Below are 22,552 nucleotides of genomic sequence, written 5' to 3'. Positions count from 1 at the left end.
TAAAAAATGGAAATTCAATTTTTAGGGACTGGAGCTGGACAACCAAGTAAGCAACGAAATGTTTCTAGTTTAGTTCTAAAATTATTAGATGAAATCAATGAAATCTGGATGTTTGATTGTGGGGAAGGAACTCAAAGACAAATATTAAATACGACTATCAAACCTCGAAAAGTAAGAAAAATATTTATTACCCATTTACATGGTGATCACATTTTTGGATTACCTGGTTTTTTGTCTAGCCGAGCTTTTCAAGCTAATGAGGAACAAACAGATCTCGATATCTATGGTCCTGTAGGGATTAAGTCATATGTAATGACAAGCTTAAAATTAACTGGTTCAAGACTTCCATATCATATTAATTTTTTTGAATTTGATGATAAACAACTTGGAAAAATAATGGAAACAGATAAATTTGTTGTTTATTCTGAAAAGCTTGATCATGGTGTTTTTTGTATGGGCTATAGGGTAGTACAAAAAGATTTAGAAGGTACATTAGATGCTGAAGCTTTAAAGCAAGCTGGGGTACCATTTGGTCCTTTGTTTGGAAAAGTGAAAAATGGACAAGATGTGACTTTAGAAGATGGCAATATTATTATTGCAAAAGACTTTATATCAGCTCCTAAAAAAGGAAAAATTGTAACAATTATAGGTGATACCAGAAAAACTAATGCTAGTGTGAGACTTGCTTTAGGTGCGGATATTTTAGTTCACGAATCAACTTATGGAAAAGGTGATGATAAGATTGCGAAACGTCACGCGCATTCAACAAATATGCAGGCAGCACAAATCGCAAAAGAAGCAAATGCAAAACGTTTGTTATTAAATCACATTTCAGCAAGGTTTATTGGCAGAGATTGTAAAAAATTGGAACTAGATGCTGCAAGTATTTTTGAAAATGTTCACATCGTAAGAGATTTTGAAGAAGAGGTGATTTAAATGTCTCAAAGAATAATTTTAATTACTGGAGCTTCAGGTGGTATTGCTCAAGAAATCATTAAACGATTGCCTGCTGAAGATGGTCTGGTATTACTTGGTAGAAATAAAGCTAAGCTTGAAGAACTATACAGACATACTGCAAATAAAAATTGTATTGAAATCGACATTAGTGATCCAACGGCAATTCAAAAAGTCGTTAATCAAATTATCTTACAATATGGAAAAATTGATGTGTTAATTAATAATGCTGGTTTTGGTGAGTTTAAAGAGTTTGATCAATTTGATGATCATTCTATTTCAAAAATGTTTGATGTTAATACCGTTGCGACGATACATTTTTCGCGCCTTGTTGGTAAACAAATGAAATTACAGCAAAAAGGTCATATTATTAATATTGCTTCAATGGCTGGATTAATTGCATCACCAAAATCATCTATTTATTCTGCGACAAAATTTGCTGTTATTGGTTTTTCAAATGCGCTACGTTTAGAGTTAGCTGACCATCATGTGAAAGTAACAACGGTGAATCCAGGACCTATTAAAACGAATTTTTTTGATAAGGCTGATCCATCCGGAGATTACTTAAAGAGTGTTGAAAAATATGCTTTAGAACCAAATGATGTTGCACAAAAAATTGTAAAAATTATTGGAAAAAATAAACGAGAACTTAATTTACCATTTAGTTTGGCTTTTGCTAGCAAAATGTATAATCTGTTTCCTAAGATAGCTGACTTTTTGGCAAGAAAGGTATTTAATTTTAAATGATAAAGTCAAAATATGATTGGATTATTTCTGAGACTAAAACTGACGAAAAATTTTTAAAAGCAGCAAAAAAACTTGGATTAGATGATTTAACAGCATCAATTGCTTACCAAAGAGGAATTCAATCGGAAGCATCTTTATCGCATTTTTTAAATGATAATTTATCAGATTTACATGATCCCTTTTTACTTCATGATATGGAAAAATCAGTAGAGCGTATTCGTCTTGCCCTCTCTAGAAATGAGAAAATTTTAGTTTATGGTGATTACGATGCAGATGGTATGACATCAGCTTCTATTATGAAAGAAACATTTGAAATGTTAGGCGCTCAAGCTATTATTTATCTTCCAAATCGTTTTACCGATGGTTATGGTCCTAACTTAAGTGTTTATAAATACTACATTGAACAAGAAGCAGTTTCACTAATAGTCACTGTGGATAATGGCGTATCTGGTCATGAGGCTATTCATTTTGCACAGGAAAATAATGTTGATGTGATTGTTACGGATCATCATGGTTTACCTGAAACTTTACCTGAGGCTTTTGCTATTATTCATCCTGAGCATCCAGAAGGTAATTATCCTTTTCCTTACTTAGCAGGTTGTGGAGTAGCTTTTAAATTAGCCTGTGCTTTGTTAGAATCTATCCCAGATGAAATGCTTGATTTAGTTGCTATCGGAACTATAGCTGATATGGTAAATCTTGAAGGCGAAAATCGGATAATGGTTCGTCTGGGTCTAGAAATGTTTAAGATGACTGATAGACTAGGATTGCAAGAACTTCTTAATATAGAAAATGTTTCTAGTCAATCAATTGATTCAGATACGATTGGTTTTAAAATTGCTCCACAATTAAATGCACTTGGTCGTCTAGATGATCCAAATCCAGCAATAGAATTATTGACAGGATTTGATGATGACATTGTAACTGAGATTGCACAATTAGTATCCTCAAAAAATGATGAACGAAAAGCGCTTGTTGATACGATTTACCAAGAAGCAATAACTTTAGTTGATAAAGAAAAACCTGTTCAAGTTTTAGCTAAAGAGAATTGGCACCCAGGAGTTTTAGGGATTGTCGCTGGAAGACTTATGGAAGACTTAGGTCAGACCATAATTGTTCTAGATATTAAAGATGGCTTTGCAAAAGGATCAGCTAGAAGTATTGAATCCTTAAATATCTTTGAAGTTTTAAATCAAAATAGGCATTTATTTGAAGCTGTAGGTGGACATGCGGGCGCGGCTGGAATGACCATAGCTGTTGAGCATATACAATCATTATCAGATATATTATGTCAGTATGTTCTTGAAAATAATATAGATACTCGTCAAAAATCACCACTAAAGGTAGATTATGAATTAATAGAAGAGATATTAAACCTTAAGACAATAAAAATATTAGATCAGTTAGCACCATTTGGAATGTCAAACCCTAAACCTCTCTTTTACATGAAAGATTTTGAAGTATTAACAGCAAGAACTATGGGTCAAGACAATAAACATCTAAAACTAAAAATTAAAAAAGGTCAATTTGAAGGGGATGTTGTTGCTTTTAATCAAGGCTTTCTCAATCAAGAGTTTCAACAAGCAACTCAACTTGAACTTATTGTGACTATGAGTGTTAACCAATGGAATGGTAATACTAGTCTTCAACTGATGTTAGAAGATGCAAGAGTAAATGGAGTACAATTGATCGATTTAAGACATCGTAATGCGCAAATACCAGAAGGGGTTACAGATATTTTTGAAGTAACGGAAGAGACAAGTGAAGTTATTATTACTGAAATCCCAGATAAACCAGAAGAACTTAGGTCACTGTTTTTGAATAACAAATTTCAATCTGTCTATTTCAAAAATAGAATTATAGATGCCTACTATTTAACAGGTTATGGCACAAGAGAGCAATATGCAAAATTATACAAGACCATTTATCAATTTCCAGAATTTGATATTCGTTATAAGATAGGCGATTTAGCACACTATTTAAAAATTGATCACTTACTCTTGATCAAAATGATTCAAATTTTTGAAGAACTTCAATTTGTATCTATTACAAATGGTTTAATGACGGTAAACAAAGAGGCTACAAAAAAGAAAATTTCTGAAAGTCAAATTTATCAAAGATTAAAAGAAACTGTGGCGTATCAAGAATTAATGGCTTTAGGATCACCACGAGAGATCTATGAGTGGTTAACCTCCTAAGAACAATAGAAAATAGGTTACATCTTTTGAGGTCATTTAATTATCATAAAGATTTACCAAAATGTTTATTTTATGCTATAATGAAGAGTATTTTAATTTTTGGCAAAATGCCACTAGAAAGTTTTTTATTATTATGGATTTAACAAAGTATATTGCATCTATTGAAAACTACCCACAAGAAGGAGTAACCTTCCGCGACATTAGTCCACTTATGGCTGATGGTAATGCTTATAGCTATGCTATTCGTGAGATTGTTCAATATGCTCAAGATAAAAAAATTGATATGATTGTCGGACCTGAAGCTCGTGGCTTTATCGTCGGTTGTCCAGTTGCTTTTGAGTTAGGAATTGGTTTTGCACCAGTTCGCAAACCAGGTAAATTACCTCGTGAAGTCATTACTGCTGACTACGAAAAAGAATATGGGATTGATACTTTATGCATGCATTCTGATGCTATTAAACCAGGTCAAAGAGTTCTCATTGTTGATGATTTATTAGCAACTGGTGGAACTGTGAAGGCAACCATCGAAATGATTGAAAAACTTGGTGGTATTGTTGCTGGATGTGCCTTTTTAATTGAATTAGATGGACTTAATGGTCGTGATGCTATAGAAGGTTACGATACAAAAATTTTGATGAATTTCCCTGGCTAGAAATAATATAGGATTAAACTATATTTAGTTAGAAAAAATATATAATAGAAAACTATATCTCCTTGTTTTATAATAGTTATTATAATGAGAACAGGGAGATATAGTTTTAATGCCTATTAATTTAGAAAAAAATTGCCAATATTAGAGGAGCTCTCAAGAGAAAATATCTTTGCTATAAGTCAAACTAGAGCTGAAAGTCAGGATATCAGACCACTAAATATTCTCATATTAAATTTGATGCCAACTAAGGAAGATACGGAACTTCAATTGCTTCGGTTACTTTCCAATACACCTTTACAAATTAATGTTACCTTTTTGTATTTAGAAAGTCACCAACAAAAAAATACATCGCTACATCATTTAGAATCATTTTATTCCTCTTTTTCTGAAGTCAAATTACATTATTATGATGGTTTTATTGTCACTGGTGCACCAATAGAACAATTAAATTTTGAAGAAGTGGATTATTGGGATGAATTGGTAGAGGTGTTTGAGTGGTCAAAATCACATGTTTTTTCAACTCTTCATATTTGTTGAGGAGCTCAAGCTGCACTTTATTATCACTATGACATTCATAAAAAAGTATTGGATTACAAGTTAAGTGGCATTTATAACCAGAAAAATTTACTTAATGACCATTTACTTTTAAGAGGTTTCAATGATAGTTTTTTAGCACCTCATTCGAGATACACAACAATTGATGAAGAAAAGATTAAAAAGGTAAACTCTCTAGATATTTTAGCTCAGGGTGATGAAGTTGGCATTTCCTTACTTGCAAGTAAGGATTTACGGCAAGTGTTCAGCTTTGGTCATTTGGAATATGATCGGTGGACGCTTCAAAAAGAATACCTTAGAGATTATCAAAAGGATTTAGATACTCCCAAACCTATTCATTATTTTCCAGGAGATGATCCTAAAAAGCAACCCTATTTTTCATGGGGCTTGGCTGCAACTACATTTTTTAACAATTGGATAAATTATGCTGTTTATCAAGCAACTCCTTTTGATCTAAAATCATTAGAATAAAACGACATAGAGGATTTATGACTTATTTACAACATTACAAGAATGGTAATTTGGTTATCCCAGAAGCATTATTATTTCACTATAAAGATATTTTTCAAAATGCTGATGAATTTTTAGTGTGGCAATTTATTTACATGCAAAATACTATTCATTTGGATGAATTAGTACCCAGTCAAATTGCCTCAGCAATAGGAAAAACAGTTGCTGAAGTAAATCAAATTATTTCAGACTTGACTAGGCAAAATTTATTAGACATGAAAACGATTGAACTTTCAGGAGAGATTCAAATCTTATTTGATGCTAGTCCAGTTCTATCAAAATTAGATCAACTTATAGCAAAAGAAACTCAAAATACTAGTATCAAACCTAAAGTAAATATAAGTGATCTAAAATCATTAGCTGAGGATTTTGAAAGGGAATTAGGCCGTCTTTTAAGTCCATTTGAACTTGAGGACTTACAAAAGCTTGTCTTAGAAGATAATACAGATCCAGATCTAATTAGAGAAGCACTGAAAGAAGCTGTTTTTAATGGAAAGACAAATTGGAAGTATATTCAAGCTATTTTAAGAAACTGGCGAAAAGAAGGCATTATTAATCTCAGACAAGTTGAAGAAAGACGACAGTCTAGAGAGGAAAACCAACAGAGTCAAGTTTCTGTTTCAGATGATTTCTTATCAGCTATGAATCTATGGAGTGATTAATGACAATTGGAAGGACCCGTTTAAAAAAAGTATTAGCTATAATATCAGAAATGTTTCCTGATGCGCGTGGTGAATTAAATTGGGAAACACCTTTTCAATTATTAGTTGCAGTCATCCTATCAGCACAAACAACTGATAAAGCGGTCAATAAACTAACACCTTCACTTTGGGCCAAATATCCTGAGATTGAGGATTTGGCTGATGCTAATTTAACAGATGTTGAGTCTATTTTGCGAACGATTGGTTTATATAAAAATAAATCAAAAAACATTATCAAAACCGCACAACGCGTTTTGATTGCATTTGATGGTCAAGTTCCAAATAATCATAAAGATTTAGAGTCTTTGCCTGGTGTTGGTAGAAAAACTGCGAATGTTGTTCTTGCAGAAGTCTATGGTGTTCCTGTTATCGCTGTTGATACTCATGTGGCAAGAGTTTCAAAACGTCTAAATATCTCTGAAGAATCAGCAGATGTAACACAAATTGAAAAAGATTTGATGGCAAAGATACCCAAAAAAGATTGGATAGCAACACATCACCGATTAATCTTTTTTGGAAGGTATCATTGTCTGGCAAAAAAACCCAAATGTGATATTTGCCCATTGCAATCTTATTGTCGTTACTATCAAACACAAGTCGTTAAAACAAGGAAATGATCTCCTACATGTAGAGGTCATTTTTTGATATAATAAATAAGTATTGAATAGTAACGAAGGAAAATGAATGGAAAAATTATCAAAACGATTAAGTAAAGTTGCTGAATTTGTTCCTAAAGGAGCAGTATTATTAGATGTAGGTAGTGATCATGCTTATTTGCCAATTTATTTGGTATCACAAAATCAAATTAATTCAGCAATAGCTGGGGAAGTTGTAGCGGGTCCTTATCAATCAGCTCTTTCCAATATTAATATGAATCAACTAAATGATAAAATAAATGCAAGATTGGCAAACGGATTGGATGCCTTTAATGAAAATGACTCTGTAAATGTCATAACGATATGTGGTATGGGTGGTAGACTCATAGTTGAGATTTTAGAGAATGGTAAATCTAAATTAGCTAATATTGATCGACTAATTCTTCAGCCCAATAATAGAGAAGATGACTTGAGAAATTGGCTAATCCACAATCATTTTAAAATTATTGATGAAACTATTTTAAGTGAAAATGATAAATTCTATGAAATCATTATTGCTGAAAAAGGAAGTCAAAAACTTAATAACATCGAGCTAAGATTTGGGCCAAAATTACTTGAAAAACCATCTGATATCTTTAAACAAAAATGGTTAAAAGAAATGGAAAAGTTAGAATATGCCTTACGATCCATACCTGAGAGTAATCAAGAGGCTAAAAAGGTGATTCAAGATAAATTAATTACAATTAAAGGAGTCATATAACATGAAAGCTTTTGACCTTATCAATCAATATGAATCTTTTTGTCCACAAAATTATTCTATGTCTGGTGATGTGGTTGGATTACAAATAGGGACACTCGATAAAGAGATAAAAAGGGTGATGATTACACTTGATGTGAGAGAAACAACAGTTAAAGAAGCTATTCAAAAAAATGTTGATCTCATTATTACAAAACACGCACCAATATTTAAAAGTATTAAAGATTTGGTATCATCTCCTCAGTCTGATATTTTATTAGCATTAGTGAAAAATGATATAGCAGTTTATGTTAGTCACACTAATATTGATATCATTGATGGTGGTTTAAATGATTGGTTTTGTGATTTGTTGGAAATAAAAGAAACAAGTCCATTATCCATAACTAATCAAGAGTTGAATATTGGCATTGGACGGATAGGTAATGTTAAAACCCAGACCTTAGAAGATTTTGCCTTAACAGTAAAAAGGGTATTCCATTTAGATGCTATTCGTTTAGTGAGATATAACCAAGAAAATCCATCTGTTTCAAGGGTTGCTATTTGTGGTGGTAGTGGTGATGATTTTTATAAATCTGCACTGGAAAAAGGAGCTGATGTGTATATAACTGGTGATATTTATTATCATACAGCTCAGGAAATGCTTACAAATAATCTTTATGCAATTGATCCTGGACATCATATTGAAGCATTATTTATTTCTAAGATTGCAGAAAAATGTCAAGAATGGAAAGTTAAACATAACTGGGATGTTACTATTTTAGAGAGCCAATCTGATACAAATCCCTTTAGTCATCTAGTTTGAGAAAAAGAGGTAAAGATGTCAAAAATTGCAATAATTGGAGCTGGTATCGTAGGTGCAAGTGCAGCATACTATTTGTCACAATTAAATCAACATGATGTTACTATTTTTGATGACGGTAACGGTCAAGCAACTAAAGCAGCTGCAGGTATTATAAGTCCCTGGTTTTCAAAGAGACGAAATAAAAGCTGGTATTTTCTTGCTCGAAAAGGAGCTGATTTTTACCTTGATTTAGTGAATGATTTACAAAAAAATACCATTAATACTGATTTTTATCATCAAACAGGTGTCATTGTTTTAAAAAAAGATCAAGATAAATTAGAAGAATTATATCAAATTGCTCTTAAACGACAGATAGAATCCCCTATTATTGGTGATTTAAGAATTATCGAACCTCAGGAACTAAAAACTATTATCCCATTATTGAACTATCATAAGCCTGTTTTATTTGCTTCTGGTGGTGCAAAAGTAGATGGTGCTTTACTGACAAAAACATTAATTAAAGCTAGTCAATTTAAGCTTATTAATGAAAAAGTCAATATATCAAAAACGAAATCTAATCAATATGTTATTAATGGGCAAATCTTTGATAAAGTTATTATAGCTGCTGGCGCTTGGACAAAAGAGTTATTAGAACCTCTTGGATTTGATGTTGATATAAGACCGCAGAAGGGTCAATTGAGTGATTTTTACTTAAAGGAATATTCCTTTGATCGTTATCCTGTCATTATGCCCGAAGGTGAAATTGATATTATTCCTTTTTCAGATGGCAGACTCACTATTGGAGCAAGTCATGAAAATGAAAAAGGCTTTAATATTAATATCGACCAAGATATTCTTAAGCGGCATAAAGATGAGGCATCTTACTATGTTCCTGATATTGCAAATTCTGAAAATGTTCAATATCGCGTAGGGACTAGAGCATATACCAGTGATTTTTCACCATTTTTTGGTGAAATTGAAGAGTTGCCAGGCGTTTTTGTTGCATCAGGGTTAGGATCGACTGGTTTAACTATAGGTCCATTAATTGGAAAAGAACTTTCACTTATGGTTTGTGGACAAGAAACCAGTTTTTCAATCACTGACTATGACCCCAAACCTTATGTAAAATATGGTCAGAAGTGACAGCACTTTCAAAAAGTGTTAAAATAAGTAAGAATGAAATGAAGTAGGAGATTAAATATGAAAGGTATTATCCTTGCAGGCGGTTCTGGAACGCGTTTATATCCATTGACTAGAGCTGCATCAAAACAACTTATGCCAATTTATGACAAACCAATGATTTATTATCCATTGTCTACCTTAATGTTGGCTGGTATTAAAGACATACTCATCATCTCAACACCTCAAGATCTTCCTCGTTTTGAAGACTTACTTGGTGATGGCTCAGAATTTGGTATCAATTTATCATATGCTGAACAACCTAGCCCAGATGGACTTGCACAAGCATTTATTATAGGTGAAGATTTTATTGGTGATGATAATGTTGCACTTATTTTAGGTGACAATATTTATCATGGAAATGGTTTAACTAAAATGTTGCAAAATGCTGCATCCAAAGAAAAAGGCGCTACTGTTTTTGGCTACCAAGTGAAAGATCCAGAACGTTTTGGTGTTGTTGAATTTGACGAGCAGATGAATGCTATCTCTATCGAAGAAAAACCTGAACATCCAAAATCAAACTTTGCTGTAACTGGTTTATATTTCTATGATAATGATGTTGTTGACATTGCAAAAAATATTAAACCATCTCCTAGAGGTGAATTAGAAATTACGGATGTCAATAAAGCTTATCTTGATCGTGGCGACCTTTCTGTTGAATTAATGGGACGTGGTTTTGCCTGGTTGGATACTGGGACACATGAAAGTTTACTAGAAGCTGCACAATATATTGAAACTGTTCAAAGACTTCAAAATGCACAAGTTGCAAATCTTGAAGAAATTGCCTATCGTATGGGATATATCACAAAAGAACAAGTTTTAGAATTAGCACAACCACTTAAGAAAAATGAATACGGGCAATATTTGCTCCGTTTGATTGGAGAAGCTTAATGTCAGAAGAATTTTTTGGTAAGGAATTAGCAGTACGTCACATTGAAGCTATTCCAGGATTATTAGAGTTTGATATTCCGATTCATGGAGATAATCGTGGATGGTTTAAAGAAAATTTTCAAAAAGAAAAAATGATTCCTCTTGGTTTTCCAGAAAGTTTTTTTGCTGAAGGAAAGCTACAAAATAATGTCTCTTTTTCTAGAAAAAATGTTTTACGAGGACTTCATGCCGAACCATGGGATAAATACATTTCCGTTGCAGATGAAGGAAAAGTGTTAGGAACATGGGTTGATCTTCGTGAAGGAGATTCATTTGGTCAAGTTTACCAAACGATTATTGATGCTTCTAAGGGTATTTTTGTCCCCCGTGGTGTTGCTAATGGTTTTCAAGTTTTATCAGATAAAGTTTCCTATAGTTATCTAGTAAATGATTACTGGGCATTAGAGTTAAAACCAAAGTATGCCTTTGTAAATTATGCTGATCCAAGTCTAGGGATCACTTGGGAAAATCTCGGAGAAGCTGAGGTTTCTGAAGCTGATAAAAATCATCCATTACTCAAAGATGTAAAACCATTGAAAAAAGAAGACTTATAAACTATAATTTACTTTTAGTATTAAAATGATAAGGAAAAATCATGTCAGAATATAAAAATATTATTGTAACAGGTGGAGCTGGATTTATCGGTTCTAACTTTGTGCATTATGTCTATAATAATCATCCAGAAGTACATGTCACAGTACTTGATAAATTAACTTATGCTGGAAATCGTGCAAATCTTGAAGAAATTCTTGGAGATCGCGTTGAGTTAGTTGTTGGTGACATTGCAGATGCTGAATTGGTTGATAAACTAGCTTCAAAAGCTGATGCTATTGTTCACTATGCTGCAGAAAGTCATAATGATAACTCATTAAAAGACCCAAGTCCATTTATTCATACTAACTTTATTGGTACTTACACATTGCTTGAAGCAGCTCGTAAATATGATATTCGTTTTCATCATGTTTCAACTGATGAAGTATACGGAGATTTACCTCTTCGTGAAGATTTACCAGGACATGGTGAAGGTGAGGGTGAAAAATTCACAGCTGAAACAAAATATAACCCGTCATCACCTTATTCTTCAACGAAAGCTGCATCTGATTTGATTGTTAAAGCTTGGGTACGTTCTTTTGGTGTTAAAGCAACCATTTCAAATTGCTCTAATAACTATGGACCATATCAACATATTGAAAAATTCATTCCACGTCAAATCACTAATATTCTTTCTGGAATTAAACCAAAATTATACGGTGAAGGTAAAAATGTTCGTGACTGGATTCATACAAATGATCATTCAACTGGTGTTTGGGCAATCCTAACGAAAGGCCGTATTGGCGAAACTTACCTTATAGGTGCTGATGGCGAAAAGAATAATAAAGAAGTTCTTGAATTAATTTTAGAAAAAATGGGTCAACCTAAAGATGCCTATGACCATGTTACAGACCGGGCAGGTCATGATTTGCGCTATGCCATTGATTCTACTAAGCTACGTGAAGAATTGGGCTGGTCACCTGAATTTACAAACTTTGAACAAGGTTTAGAAGACACTATTAAATGGTATACAGATCATGAAGATTGGTGGAAATCAGAAAAAGAAGCCGTTGAAGCAAATTACGCTAAAACGCAAGAAGTGCTTTCAAAATAAAAAAACATACCAATTGGTATGTTTTTTTATTTACCGAAAATTCCTTTTACCTTATCAATCACTCCGCTAACAGCATCAGAATTTTCAACTAGGTCTTTAGCTTTATCAAAGTATTCACCAAGGTCTTCTTTATGGTCTTCAATAAAATCTTTTGCTGATGAAAAGTCTTTTTTTGCAATCATTTCTTTGACTTGGTCAAATAGTTCTTGTGGTTTCATTTGAAATACCTCTTATCATTTTTCTTTTATTTAATCACAAAGCAAATCTATAATCAACTTATTGGCTTTTTGCTACGCAAATGGCTTCGAGAATGATAGTCTCTTTTGAAATTAAATCAAGTTTTCCATTTGTTTGATCTCTTTTAAAAATGGAAACATTATCCGAATCTTGATGTCTGACTATAACATAATCTTCATTCATACTGAAATTAAAATCTCTTGGTGTCTTACCAAAACTAGAGGAAATAGCTAATAAAGTCAGTTTTCCATTTTCTCCAACTTCAAAGGAAGCAATTGAATCATGACCACGATTACTAACGTAAAAAAAACGGCCATCAGATGTTAGACGAATTGCAGCAGAAGCATTAAAACCAGAATAATCATGAGGAAGACTTGAGATTGTTTGACAGTGTTGAAACTGACCTTTGCCTAAGTAATCAAGAACTTCAACACTGGCGTCTAGTTCACCAAGTAAATAGGCTTTGTTATTATGAGGATGAAAAACGATATGCCGACTACCAGAGCCACTATGTGCATGATACTCAGCAATTTGTTTTAACTTTCCACCACTACTGATATCGAAAGTTCTAACCATATCAGTCCCTAAATCACATGTTACCAGATAAGCATCTGGAGTTAAATCACAGAAGTGCAAATGAGATTTTTCTTGGTTTGGATGAGGACCACTTCCTTTAAATTGTATTTTATCTGTCAGTCTAAGGCCACTTGTTTTAGAATAGTGATAAGCTAATACTTGACCTTTATGATAATTGGCACCAAAGACCAATTGGCGGTCAGCATCGAAACCAATGTAACACAATCCTGGACCGTCTTCTAAAATTCTATTGACGAGTTTACCATCATTAGTGTAGTATGCTATACCTCCTTTACCGTCTTGATTGGATACTGTAAAGATATCTCCATCTTTTGATACTGCAAGATAACTAGGGTTTTCTTACTCAAAAAAAAGTTCAATAGAAGTAAATTTTTCACTATTAGCATCAAATTGTGCTTTATAAACGCCTTTTGATTTTCGTTTGGTATAGGTTCCAAAGTATAAGTTTTCTGACATTTTTATCCTCCAAGTCTTTACTGAAATTATAGCACTTTTTCATGATATAATATAAAAAAAGTAAGGAGATAAATCATGACAAAATTAGCAACGATTTGTTACATAGACAATGGAAAATCGTTATTACTTTTACACCGTAATAAAAAAGAAAATGACGTGCATGAAGGCAAATGGATTTCCGTTGGAGGAAAACTTGAAGCTGGTGAAACTCCTGATCAGTGTGCTATTCGAGAAATATTCGAAGAAACACACTTGAAGGTCAAAAAAATGGATTTTAAGGGGGTGATTACGTTTCCTGAATTCACACCGGGTCACGATTGGTATACCTATGTTTTTAAAGTAACTGATTTTGAAGGGGAATTAATTTCTGATGAAGAATCAAGAGAAGGAACACTAGAGTGGGTGCCCTATAATCAAGTTTTAAACAAGCCTACCTGGAAAGGTGATTATGAAATCTTTAAATGGATTTTAGAAGATAAACCATTTTTTTCAGCAAAATTCACATATGACAGCAATCAAGAATTAATTGAAAAGGATGTGACATTCTATGACTAATCAGGATTTTAGAGTTATTGACGATCAACAAACATATGGTGTCAGAGCATCAGCTATTATTATTAAAGATAATAAATTATTAACCTACTTTTCAGAGTATGCTGATCACTATTATTTGCCAGGAGGAGCTATTCTGGTCAATGAATTAACACAAGATGGTGTTAAAAGAGAACTATTAGAAGAGATGGGAGTAACTTGTCAAGTAAAGAATTTAGCTTATGTTCTTGAGAATCAATTTAATATTGATGGTCGAAATTTTCATCAAATTGAGTTTCTTTATTTTGTTACCTTAACAGAGGACATTCATGCTGAAAAAGTGATTGGTGATGATTTAAAAGAAAGAAAAATTGTTTGGTTCACGCTTGATGAATTAGAAAAAGTCAAAATCACCCCTCATTTTTTAGCGGAAGAATTACCAAAATGGAATGGTCAGGTTAAGCATTTTCAACTGGTAGCAAATGATTCTCTCTAGTTTTCATATGAAATTGTCCATATAAGATGATATAATTAACCAGATACTTATTTTTTGACTAAAAATGAAAAGGAGTCGTTAATGACAGATAAAGAGAAGACCTCTTTTAAAGACACATTATTTTATAAGTGGATTTTAAATAATCAAGCAGTGGTTTCCATCATCATAACATTGTTCGTTTTTTTAACGATTTTTGTTTTTATGAAAATTGCTTTTCTATTTAAACCCATTCTAACATTCTTAGAAATTATCATGTTACCTTTGGTGATTTCTACCATTTTATATTATTTAACAAAACCTTTAATAGATTTTATTGAATCTCGTGGTGTTAAAAGAACCCTTTCTATTCTAATTGTTTTTGCCATAATTGTTCTTTTTTTAATTTGGGCAATTTCAGGAGTATTTCCTACCATTCAGAATCAATTAACCACTTTTGTTAAAAATTTGCCAGATTATGTTGAAAAAGTGAATACAAAAACGGCTGCATTTCTTAAAGATAATGGGCTGGTAAATTACAAATCAGAAGTACAATCAATGATTAATAATATCAGTGCTAAAGCAATTAGTTACGCAGAGAGTTTTTCAAAAAATGCCATTACTTGGGCAGGTGATTTTGCAGGTGCTATTGCACGTGTTACGATAGCTATTATTATTTCACCATTTATTTTATTTTACTTTTTAAGAGATAGTGGCAGAATGAAAGATGGTCTTGTTGCTGTTTTACCAACAAAATGGAGACAACCAATTGCTCGCGTTTTAGGAGATATTAATAAACAATTATCAGGTTACGTTCAGGGACAAGTAACTGTTGCTGTCCTAGTAGGTATTATGTTTTCCATTATGTTTAGTATTGTTGGATTACGTTATGCTGTAACATTTGGAGTGATAGCAGGTGTCTTAAATATGGTACCTTATCTAGGTAGCTTTTTAGCGATGGTTCCTGTTGTCATAATGGGGATTGTGCAAGGTCCTTTGATGCTTGTAAAAGTTTTACTCATTTTTATGATTGAACAGACCATTGAAGGACGGTTTGTTACTCCTTTAGTTCTTGGAAATAAACTAAAAATCCATCCGATTACCATTATGTTTTTACTTTTAGTAGCTGGTTCTATGTTTGGTGTTTGGGGAGTATTTTTAGCCATTCCGATTTATGCTTCAATCAAAGTAATTGCCAAAGAAGTATTTGATTGGTATAAAAAAGTTAGTGGTCTTTACCCTGAGGAAAAAATAATCATTGTAAAGAAAAAAGAAAAGAAAAAGGAAGTAAAATTAGATGTTAAATAGTGAAAAAATGATTACATCTATTGATAATCAAGATTTAGAGCATGCTGAGAAATACTTTCTCAAAGCACTGAAAAATGATCCTGATGATGTTTTGTTATCACTAGCTCAATACTTAGAAGGTATCGGTTTTTTGGATCACGCTAAAAAAATTTATTTGTCTAAAAAAGAATTATTTCCAGATGTAAACATTAATCTTGCTCAAATTGCTGCCGAAGATGGGAATATTGAGGAAGCCTTCTTATATTTAGATCAAATTGCTCCTGATGATGATTCTTATTTGTCTGCATTATTAGTTATGGCTGATTTATATGATCTTGAGGGTTTAACAGATGTGGCTAGAGAAAAATTAATCTTGGCAAGTCAACTATCGCAGGATCCTATTGTCATTTTTGGTTTAGCAGAGATTGAATTATCTTTAGGTCACTTCGATGAGGCTATCAAAGAATATGCAAAATTAGACAATAGAGAAATACTCGCCCAGACAGGCATTTCAACTTATCAAAGAATTGGAAGAGCCTATGCGGCACTAGGAAAGTTTGAAGTAGCTATTGAGTTTTTAGAAAAATCATTGACCATTTCTTATGATGATGAGACAGTTTTTGAATTAGCAACTATCCTATACGAACAAGAAGCATATCAAAAAGCTAACTTATATTTCAAACAATTAGATACTATGAATCCTGATTTTGAAGGTTACGAGTATGGTTATGCACTTTCTTTACATGCTGATAATCAAATAGAAGATGCACTCAAAGTAACGCAACAAGGTATCCGAAAAAATGAGTATGACTTGCAATTACTTTTGTTAGCATCACAATTGAGTTATGAAAATCATCATAAAAAGGATTCAGAAACATATCTTTTAAGGGCTTATGAAATTGCTGAGGATCAAGAAGAAGTTCTGTTGAGGTTAACCAATCTTTATGTGGAGCAAGAACGTTTTGATGATGTACTCAAACTAGAAACTGAAGAGATCGAAACTGTATTGACAAAGTGGAATATCGCTAAATCTTTTAAAGCATTAGACCGAGAGGAAGAAGCTTTTAATGCATATCAAACGATTAAAGATGATTTGGCAGATAATCCAGAATTTCTTCAAGAATATGCTATCTTATTAAGAGAATATGGTTATATAGAGGAAGCTAAACAAATGATCCAACATTACTTAAGCATAGTTCCTGACGACATCAATATGCAAGACTTTCTTGATCAGTTGGATGAATAAAAACAATTGTGAAATTTTGATGAAAAATTTCACAATTTAATTTCACAAAGTTTAAGATAGTTAGTGCTATAATAGAAGAGTATTCTAATATGAGGGGAAATGTAATGACAGATTCAAATAATACATATGGGGCTGATTTAGTAGTAGATAGCCTCATTAATCATGATGTCAAATATGTATTTGGTATTCCAGGTGCAAAAATTGACCGAATTTTTGATACTTTAGAAGATAAAGGGCCACAACTGATTGTCTCTAGACATGAACAAAATGCTGCCTTTATGGCACAAGGGATTGGACGAATCACTGGAGAACCTGGTGTTGTTATCGCAACGAGTGGTCCTGGTATTTCAAACCTTGCAACTGGTCTTGTAACTGCAACAGCAGAAGGTGATCCAGTTCTTGCTATTGGTGGACAAGTCAAACGTGGGGATTTGTTGAAACGATCACATCAATCAATGAATAATGTTGCTATGCTAGAACCCATTACAAAATATTCAGCAGAAGTTCATGATGCCAATACCTTATCAGAAACAATTGCAAATGCTTATCGTAAATCAAAATCTGGGAAACCAGGTGCGAGCTTTATTTCAATTCCTCAAGATGTTACTGATAGCCCAGTTAGCGTAAATGCAATCAAACCACTTACAGAACCAAAATTAGGTTCGGCTTCTGTCGAAGATGTCAATTATTTAGCACAAGCTATACGTAATGCCGTATTACCTGTTTTACTTTTAGGTAATGGTGCTTCTGGAGAAAAAGTTACTGCTTCTATCAGACGTTTACTAGATTCAGTGAAAATTCCAGTTGTTGAAACCTTCCAAGGAGCTGGTATCGTTTCAAGAGATTTAGAAGAAGAAACCTTCTTTGGTCGTGTTGGTTTATTCCGTAACCAACCAGGGGACATGCTACTAAAAAAAGCTGATCTTGTTATCGCAATAGGTTATGATCCAATTGAGTATGAAGCTCGAAATTGGAATGCTGAAATTTCAGCTAGAATTATCGTAATTGATGTAGCTGAGGCTGAAATTGACACCTATTTCCAACCAGAGCGCGAATTGATTGGATCCATTTCAGATACAATGGACCTTCTTTTACCTGCGGTAAACGGTTATAAATTACCAGAGGGTTCAGTTGATTATCTCCAAAACCTAAAGAAAAACCTGGATGGCGATATTAAGTTTGATCGTAATTCAGCTGAAGGATTGGTTCATCCTCTTGACGTGATTGATATTCTTCAAGAACAAACAAAAGATGATATGACAGTTACGGTTGATGTTGGTAGTCACTACATTTGGATGGCTCGTTACTTCAAATCTTATGAAGCTCGTCATCTCTTATTCTCAAATGGTATGCAAACACTTGGTGTTGCTTTACCATGGGCTATTTCTGCAGCTTTAGTAAGACCTAATAAAACAGTTATTTCTGTTTCAGGTGATGGTGGTTTCTTGTTCACTGCGCAAGAATTAGAAGTAGCCGTTCGCTTGAAATTACCAATTGTCCATATTATTTGGAATGATGGCCGTTATAATATGGTTGAGTTCCAAGAAGAAATGAAATATGGTCGTTCAGCAGGAATTCAACTTGGTGATGTTAATTTTGCAAAATATGCAGAAGCTTTTGGAGCAAAAGGGTACCAAGTTAATAGCAAAGAAGAATTTGAAGAAACGCTAAGAAAGGCTATCCAAGAATCTCAAAATGGACCTGTTTTAATAGATGTTCCAATTGATTATAAAGATAATGTGAAATTAGGTGAAACTATTTTACCTGATGAATTTGAATAAGAAGGTGTCATATGTCAAATAAAACAATTCTATACCAACATAATACATTAGCAGCTTTGATGGCTGGTCTTTACCAAGGAACAATGACCATTAATGAACTATTATCACATGGGGACTTTGGCATTGGAACTTTGGATAGTATCGATGGTGAGTTGATTGTTTTAGATAATAAGGCATATCAATGCATTGGTACTGGAAAAGAAGCAGAAGTTATTGAGCTCAAAGGAGATGAAACGATTCCTTATGGTGCCGTTCTAAACCATCATGCTGATCAAAAAGTTGCAATTGAACAGTCAATGACAGACATTGACTTAATGAGATTTCTAGAATCCCATTTTTCAAGTGCTAATTTATTTCAGTCTATAAAAGTATCTGGTCAATTTGAAAAAATGCATATTCGCATGATACCAAAATCACCACTTGGAAAGGGTTTTGCAGAAGTAGCAAGTTGTCAGCCTGAGTTTACAAAAGAGTCAGTGTCCGGTACATTAGTTGGTTTCTGGGCACCTGAACTCTTTCATGGTGTAACAGTTGCAGGGTATCATCTTCACTTTCTTTCAGATGATCATACTTTTGGTGGTCATGTGATGGACTTTGTATTAACAAAAGGTCAAGCTGAAATTGGCCAAGTAGATGCTTTAGAACAAGATTTTCCCAGTGATAATGACATTTTTAAAGCAACTTCATTTGATGTTGAAGCTTTAAAAGAAGATATTAATAATGTCGAATAAAAAAATAAAACTGAGTTAGCTCAGTTTTATTTTTTTAGTTGAATTTTTATACTATCAATTTTTTCTTTATTGGCAGTTACTCTTAATGTTTTTTGCCCAGTATAAGTGACAAACCCAGGTTTAGCACCACTAGGCTTATGAAGTTTTTTAGCTTCTATCATATCGACCTGGACAAGATTTGATAGTCTTGCTTTTGAAAAATAGGCAGCTAGCTCGGCCGCATCTGTTTTAACTTCATCACTTGGGTCTAAATTATCTTTTATAATAACATGACTACCTGGTATGTCTTTAGCATGAAACCAAAGTTCCCCTTTTTTGGCCATTTTAAAGGTTAATTCTTCATTCTGAAGATTATTGCGTCCAACCATAATAATGGTTTTACCATCACTGGCTAAATAGGATTCAGGCTTTTTACGTTTCTGGCGTTTATCACCAGAACGACGTCTTATAAAACCAGATTGAATTAATTCTTCCCTGATTTCTTCAATTTCTTCAAGATTTGCTTGAGAAAGATTGTAATCAACACTTTCTAAGTATTGAATGACTTGTTTTGTCTCTTCAATCAAACTACTTAGATGTTTTACAGCCTCTTTCAATTTCTGATAGCGTTTGAAATAACGTTGGGCATTTTGATTTGGTGTTAATGCTAAATCCAGTTTAATGGTTAGAGGTTTATTTGTATAATAATTATCTAAAGTTACCGTATCTTGATTATTTGGGACTTGATTCAGGTAGGTTGTTAGTAACTCACCTTTTTGTCTAAATTCTTCAGCATTTTCAGTTGCTTCTAATTCTGCTATTTGTTTTTTGAGCTTATTTTTATTTTTTTCCAGTTCATTTTGGACACGGTGAATCAAATCACTAGCTTGCTGACTAACCCTATCCCTCTCAGCCTTGTCTTTGTAAAAATAATCTAAAAGCTCTGATAATGTGTTAAAGTATCTTTTTGCTTGTCCAAATGAGACACAAGAAAACGATTTTTCAGTGACATTGGGATTTGTTTGCTGATGGAAAAACTGATTAAATTGATTTAATTTATCATTGGTTAATTGGGACGACAAGAATGTAGCAGTATCCCTTCCTAATCCCTGAAATTGTTGCTGAAGGTTTTTGGGACTCAATTCTTGAGTTTGTAGTATTTCAAATAATTTTGATTCAGAAACTGTAAATGGATTGACCGCATTTGTTTTTGGTGGGTAAATATAAAGTGAACCGGGCAAAATAGTACGGTATGAGTTTTGAGAAAATCCAACATGTTTGATAGATTCTATGATTTTAGATTCATTTTTATCTACCAAAATAATGTTACTATGTTTCCCCATAATCTCAGCTATCAAGGTAACCTTGATAGCATCCCCAATTTCATTTTTATTGGAGACAGTAAATTCAATAATCCGATCATTTTCAATTTGTTCGATTTGTTCTATCGTTGCACCTTGTAGATATTTTCGCATAATCATCGTAAAGGTATTTGGAAATTGTGGATTTTTAAAGTCAGTTTCTGTTAGCTGTAATCGTCCAAAGACTGGATGAGCTGATAATAGTAATTTATGATTTTTGCGCTTATTTCTTATAGTGAGAACTAATTCTTGCTCAAATGGTTGGTTGACTTTTTGAATACGTCCATAAAGTAAAGCTTCTTTAAGTTCTTTTGTTAAGTGGTGCAAGAAAAATCCGTCAAATGACATGGTTTCTTCCTTCCTATGTAAATAATACCTATTATACCATAAGAAAATTGAGATTATTTTTTAAAAACACTTGCAATATTCTGAATTTATTTTATAATAATTAAAAAAATGAAAGGAAGACTAAGAAATGACTCAAAAACACTTACAATCTTGGCAAAGCTGGTATAGATAAAGTTGTGTTTATGAATTTTGCATAGATACGACTTTTAGAGTACATCTAAAAAGTATCTATGCGCAGTTTCTTAGTTAATAAAAAAAGGCGCGTAGTAGAAATACTAGGTGCTTTTTTGTATGAATTTTAAAAGAAAAGAGTAAAGGAAATCCATGAAAAATAAAAGTTTAATTGGGACTTTGATTGTATTAACGCTTCTAGTAATAGGATCAATTATTTCAGAAAATAAAAATCAAATCCAAAGAGGTTCTAAAAATCAAGTTGTTAAAATCGGTATTTTGCAGTATGTGACACACGAGGCTTTAGACCAGATTAAAAAAGGTGTCGAAGATGGCTTGGCCGATGGTGGTTATTTTGGAAAAAAAGTCAAAATGACATTAATGAATGCGCAAGCTGATCAAAGTAAAATCCAAACCATGAGTAAACAATTGGTTCAAGATAAAAATGATTTACTCATTGGTATTGCAACACCAGCTGCTCAAGGGTTAGCATCTGTTACAAAAGATATTCCAGTAGTGATGGGAGCTGTTTCGGATCCAATTGGTGCAAAACTTGTCAAAAATTTGAAGAAACCAACCAGTAATGTGACAGGGTTATCAAATTCACTTCCTATAAAGCAAGAAGTCTCTCTCATTCAAGAATTGACACCTAATGTCAAAACAGTTGGTGTTCTCTATGCTAGTAATGAAGATAATTCTGTATCTCAAGTAGCACAATTTGAAAAAGAAGCCAAAACAGTTGGTTTAAAAGTTGAAAAATTTGCAGTTCCATCAACAAATGAAATTGCAACAACCATGTCAGTCATGACAAGTCGCGTGGATGCTGTTTTTGTTCCTCAGGATAATACCATTGCTAGTGCATTTTCGACAGTAGTGACAGCTGCTAAAGCAAAATCAATACCTATCTATTCAAGTGTAGATACCATGGTTAAAGAAGGAAGCATTGCTTCAATCGCACAAAATCAATACCAATTAGGTGTTGAAACCGCAAAAGTCGCTATAAAAATCTTATCTGGTAAAAAGGTTTCTCAAGTTCCTGTAAAAGTTGTGGACAGAGGGACACCAACATTAAATCTAAAAGTTGCTAGAGAATTAGGCATTGATATACCTGAAAAATTAGCTAAAAAAGCTGATATTGCGGTGAAGTAGG

The 22,552-nt window shown here is 33.1% G+C and carries 21 protein-coding genes and 2 pseudogenes; 20 read left to right on the top strand and 3 right to left on the bottom strand.

The window, feature by feature from the left end; translation table 11 throughout:
• The first annotated feature begins 6 nt into the window (after positions 1–6).
• The 13 genes and pseudogenes from rnz (at position 7) to rfbB (ending at position 12,205) form a co-directional block, all read left to right on the top strand.
• Entirely contained in the window at positions 7–936 is a 930-nt protein-coding gene (gene rnz / locus STRUR_RS06795) for a ribonuclease Z (RefSeq protein ID WP_006739250.1), read from the top strand.
• Positions 937–1,701 carry an SDR family NAD(P)-dependent oxidoreductase gene (locus tag STRUR_RS06790; protein WP_006740196.1) on the top strand — a complete coding sequence of 255 codons (765 nt, stop codon included), beginning with the start codon at positions 937–939 and terminating at the stop codon, positions 1,699–1,701.
• Positions 1,698–3,899 (top strand): single-stranded-DNA-specific exonuclease RecJ, encoded by a 2,202-nt coding sequence (recJ, locus tag STRUR_RS06785; RefSeq protein WP_006738994.1) that lies wholly within the window; start codon positions 1,698–1,700, stop codon positions 3,897–3,899. The genes STRUR_RS06790 and recJ overlap by 4 nt, the downstream gene beginning before the upstream one ends.
• A 133-nt stretch (positions 3,900–4,032) precedes the next feature.
• Positions 4,033–4,551 carry an adenine phosphoribosyltransferase gene (locus tag STRUR_RS06780; protein ID WP_006739995.1) on the top strand — a complete coding sequence of 173 codons (519 nt, stop codon included), beginning with the start codon at positions 4,033–4,035 and terminating at the stop codon, positions 4,549–4,551.
• A gap of 109 nt (positions 4,552–4,660) precedes the next feature.
• Positions 4,661–5,577: pseudogene (locus STRUR_RS11315) on the top strand (homoserine O-succinyltransferase).
• A gap of 17 nt (positions 5,578–5,594) precedes the next feature.
• Positions 5,595–6,278, top strand: coding sequence for a DnaD domain-containing protein (locus STRUR_RS06765; RefSeq protein ID WP_006738646.1), 684 nt, complete (start codon positions 5,595–5,597; stop codon positions 6,276–6,278).
• Positions 6,278–6,934, top strand: coding sequence for an endonuclease III (gene nth / locus STRUR_RS06760; RefSeq protein WP_006739111.1), 657 nt, complete (start codon positions 6,278–6,280; stop codon positions 6,932–6,934). The genes STRUR_RS06765 and nth overlap by 1 nt, the downstream gene beginning before the upstream one ends.
• Positions 6,935–7,001: 67 nt before the next feature.
• Positions 7,002–7,673, top strand: coding sequence for a tRNA (adenine(22)-N(1))-methyltransferase (locus tag STRUR_RS06755; protein ID WP_006740123.1), 672 nt, complete (start codon positions 7,002–7,004; stop codon positions 7,671–7,673).
• Position 7,674: 1 nt separating this feature from the next.
• Entirely contained in the window at positions 7,675–8,472 is a 798-nt protein-coding gene (locus STRUR_RS06750; RefSeq protein WP_006739510.1) for a Nif3-like dinuclear metal center hexameric protein, read from the top strand.
• A 15-nt stretch (positions 8,473–8,487) separates the two neighbouring features.
• Complete coding sequence (locus STRUR_RS06745) at positions 8,488–9,594, top strand: NAD(P)/FAD-dependent oxidoreductase (protein ID WP_006738725.1); 1,107 nt, start codon at positions 8,488–8,490, stop codon at positions 9,592–9,594.
• Between the two features lie 57 nt (positions 9,595–9,651).
• Complete coding sequence (gene rfbA, locus STRUR_RS06740) at positions 9,652–10,521, top strand: glucose-1-phosphate thymidylyltransferase RfbA (protein WP_006739385.1); 870 nt, start codon at positions 9,652–9,654, stop codon at positions 10,519–10,521.
• Entirely contained in the window at positions 10,521–11,114 is a 594-nt protein-coding gene (locus STRUR_RS06735) for a dTDP-4-dehydrorhamnose 3,5-epimerase family protein (protein ID WP_006740322.1), read from the top strand. Before rfbA ends, STRUR_RS06735 begins: the two co-directional genes overlap by 1 nt.
• Positions 11,115–11,155: 41 nt before the next feature.
• Entirely contained in the window at positions 11,156–12,205 is a 1,050-nt protein-coding gene (rfbB, locus tag STRUR_RS06730) for a dTDP-glucose 4,6-dehydratase (protein ID WP_006739859.1), read from the top strand.
• 26 nt (positions 12,206–12,231) lie between these two features.
• Here rfbB and STRUR_RS06725 read toward each other — a convergent pair whose 3' ends face one another.
• Positions 12,232–12,423: a hypothetical protein gene (locus tag STRUR_RS06725; protein WP_006738436.1), complete on the bottom strand. Its 192-nt coding sequence runs from the start codon at positions 12,421–12,423 to the stop codon at positions 12,232–12,234.
• A gap of 58 nt (positions 12,424–12,481) precedes the next feature.
• Positions 12,482–13,495 (bottom strand): annotated as a pseudogene (locus tag STRUR_RS06720) (lactonase family protein).
• 75 nt (positions 13,496–13,570) lie between these two features.
• On the opposite strand from STRUR_RS06720, the gene STRUR_RS06710 reads away from it, so the two are divergent.
• The 6 genes from STRUR_RS06710 to budA all read left to right on the top strand — a co-directional run bounded on the left by STRUR_RS06710 (position 13,571) and on the right by budA (position 19,543).
• Positions 13,571–14,050 (top strand): NUDIX hydrolase, encoded by a 480-nt coding sequence (locus tag STRUR_RS06710; protein ID WP_006739658.1) that lies wholly within the window; start codon positions 13,571–13,573, stop codon positions 14,048–14,050.
• Positions 14,043–14,522 carry an NUDIX hydrolase gene (locus tag STRUR_RS06705; protein ID WP_006739038.1) on the top strand — a complete coding sequence of 160 codons (480 nt, stop codon included), beginning with the start codon at positions 14,043–14,045 and terminating at the stop codon, positions 14,520–14,522. Before STRUR_RS06710 ends, STRUR_RS06705 begins: the two co-directional genes overlap by 8 nt.
• Before the next feature lie 81 nt (positions 14,523–14,603).
• Positions 14,604–15,806, top strand: a complete 1,203-nt coding sequence (locus tag STRUR_RS06700) for an AI-2E family transporter (RefSeq protein WP_006739275.1) — start codon at positions 14,604–14,606, stop codon at positions 15,804–15,806.
• Positions 15,796–17,031 carry a tetratricopeptide repeat protein gene (locus STRUR_RS06695; protein ID WP_006738402.1) on the top strand — a complete coding sequence of 412 codons (1,236 nt, stop codon included), beginning with the start codon at positions 15,796–15,798 and terminating at the stop codon, positions 17,029–17,031. The genes STRUR_RS06700 and STRUR_RS06695 overlap by 11 nt, the downstream gene beginning before the upstream one ends.
• Before the next feature lie 104 nt (positions 17,032–17,135).
• On the top strand, positions 17,136–18,812 hold the full coding sequence (gene alsS / locus STRUR_RS06690; protein ID WP_006740253.1) for an acetolactate synthase AlsS: 1,677 nt from the start codon (positions 17,136–17,138) through the stop codon (positions 18,810–18,812).
• A gap of 11 nt (positions 18,813–18,823) precedes the next feature.
• The gene (gene budA / locus STRUR_RS06685; protein ID WP_006738427.1) at positions 18,824–19,543 is read left to right on the top strand and encodes an acetolactate decarboxylase; all 720 of its coding nucleotides are present in this window, start codon (positions 18,824–18,826) and stop codon (positions 19,541–19,543) included.
• Positions 19,544–19,569: 26 nt separating this feature from the next.
• On the opposite strand, the gene STRUR_RS06680 is transcribed toward budA, so the two are convergent.
• Positions 19,570–21,231, bottom strand: coding sequence for an Rqc2 family fibronectin-binding protein (locus STRUR_RS06680; protein WP_006740058.1), 1,662 nt, complete (start codon positions 21,229–21,231; stop codon positions 19,570–19,572).
• A 324-nt stretch (positions 21,232–21,555) separates the two neighbouring features.
• Between STRUR_RS06680 and trpX the strand changes: the two genes are divergently transcribed.
• Positions 21,556–22,551 (top strand): tryptophan ABC transporter substrate-binding protein, encoded by a 996-nt coding sequence (gene trpX / locus STRUR_RS06675; RefSeq protein WP_006739576.1) that lies wholly within the window; start codon positions 21,556–21,558, stop codon positions 22,549–22,551.
• Position 22,552: the final 1 nt, after the last annotated feature.

Source organism: Streptococcus urinalis 2285-97 (genome assembly GCF_000188055.2).
In the GTDB taxonomy this organism is placed as follows: Bacteria; Bacillota; Bacilli; order Lactobacillales; family Streptococcaceae; genus Streptococcus; species Streptococcus urinalis.
Note: the sequence above shows the minus strand (reverse complement) of the source record. Positions and strands in the feature narration are given on the sequence as shown.

Coding starts and splice junctions, on each gene's coding strand:
- rnz (WP_006739250.1), top strand. CDS start 7: ATGGAAATTCAATTTTTAGGGACTGGAGCTGGACAACCAAGTAAGCAA.
- STRUR_RS06790 (WP_006740196.1), top strand. CDS start 937: ATGTCTCAAAGAATAATTTTAATTACTGGAGCTTCAGGTGGTATTGCT.
- recJ (WP_006738994.1), top strand. CDS start 1,698: ATGATAAAGTCAAAATATGATTGGATTATTTCTGAGACTAAAACTGAC.
- STRUR_RS06780 (WP_006739995.1), top strand. CDS start 4,033: ATGGATTTAACAAAGTATATTGCATCTATTGAAAACTACCCACAAGAA.
- STRUR_RS06765 (WP_006738646.1), top strand. CDS start 5,595: ATGACTTATTTACAACATTACAAGAATGGTAATTTGGTTATCCCAGAA.
- nth (WP_006739111.1), top strand. CDS start 6,278: ATGACAATTGGAAGGACCCGTTTAAAAAAAGTATTAGCTATAATATCA.
- STRUR_RS06755 (WP_006740123.1), top strand. CDS start 7,002: ATGGAAAAATTATCAAAACGATTAAGTAAAGTTGCTGAATTTGTTCCT.
- STRUR_RS06750 (WP_006739510.1), top strand. CDS start 7,675: ATGAAAGCTTTTGACCTTATCAATCAATATGAATCTTTTTGTCCACAA.
- STRUR_RS06745 (WP_006738725.1), top strand. CDS start 8,488: ATGTCAAAAATTGCAATAATTGGAGCTGGTATCGTAGGTGCAAGTGCA.
- rfbA (WP_006739385.1), top strand. CDS start 9,652: ATGAAAGGTATTATCCTTGCAGGCGGTTCTGGAACGCGTTTATATCCA.
- STRUR_RS06735 (WP_006740322.1), top strand. CDS start 10,521: ATGTCAGAAGAATTTTTTGGTAAGGAATTAGCAGTACGTCACATTGAA.
- rfbB (WP_006739859.1), top strand. CDS start 11,156: ATGTCAGAATATAAAAATATTATTGTAACAGGTGGAGCTGGATTTATC.
- STRUR_RS06725 (WP_006738436.1), bottom strand. CDS start 12,423: ATGAAACCACAAGAACTATTTGACCAAGTCAAAGAAATGATTGCAAAA.
- STRUR_RS06710 (WP_006739658.1), top strand. CDS start 13,571: ATGACAAAATTAGCAACGATTTGTTACATAGACAATGGAAAATCGTTA.
- STRUR_RS06705 (WP_006739038.1), top strand. CDS start 14,043: ATGACTAATCAGGATTTTAGAGTTATTGACGATCAACAAACATATGGT.
- STRUR_RS06700 (WP_006739275.1), top strand. CDS start 14,604: ATGACAGATAAAGAGAAGACCTCTTTTAAAGACACATTATTTTATAAG.
- STRUR_RS06695 (WP_006738402.1), top strand. CDS start 15,796: ATGTTAAATAGTGAAAAAATGATTACATCTATTGATAATCAAGATTTA.
- alsS (WP_006740253.1), top strand. CDS start 17,136: ATGACAGATTCAAATAATACATATGGGGCTGATTTAGTAGTAGATAGC.
- budA (WP_006738427.1), top strand. CDS start 18,824: ATGTCAAATAAAACAATTCTATACCAACATAATACATTAGCAGCTTTG.
- STRUR_RS06680 (WP_006740058.1), bottom strand. CDS start 21,231: ATGTCATTTGACGGATTTTTCTTGCACCACTTAACAAAAGAACTTAAA.
- trpX (WP_006739576.1), top strand. CDS start 21,556: ATGAAAAATAAAAGTTTAATTGGGACTTTGATTGTATTAACGCTTCTA.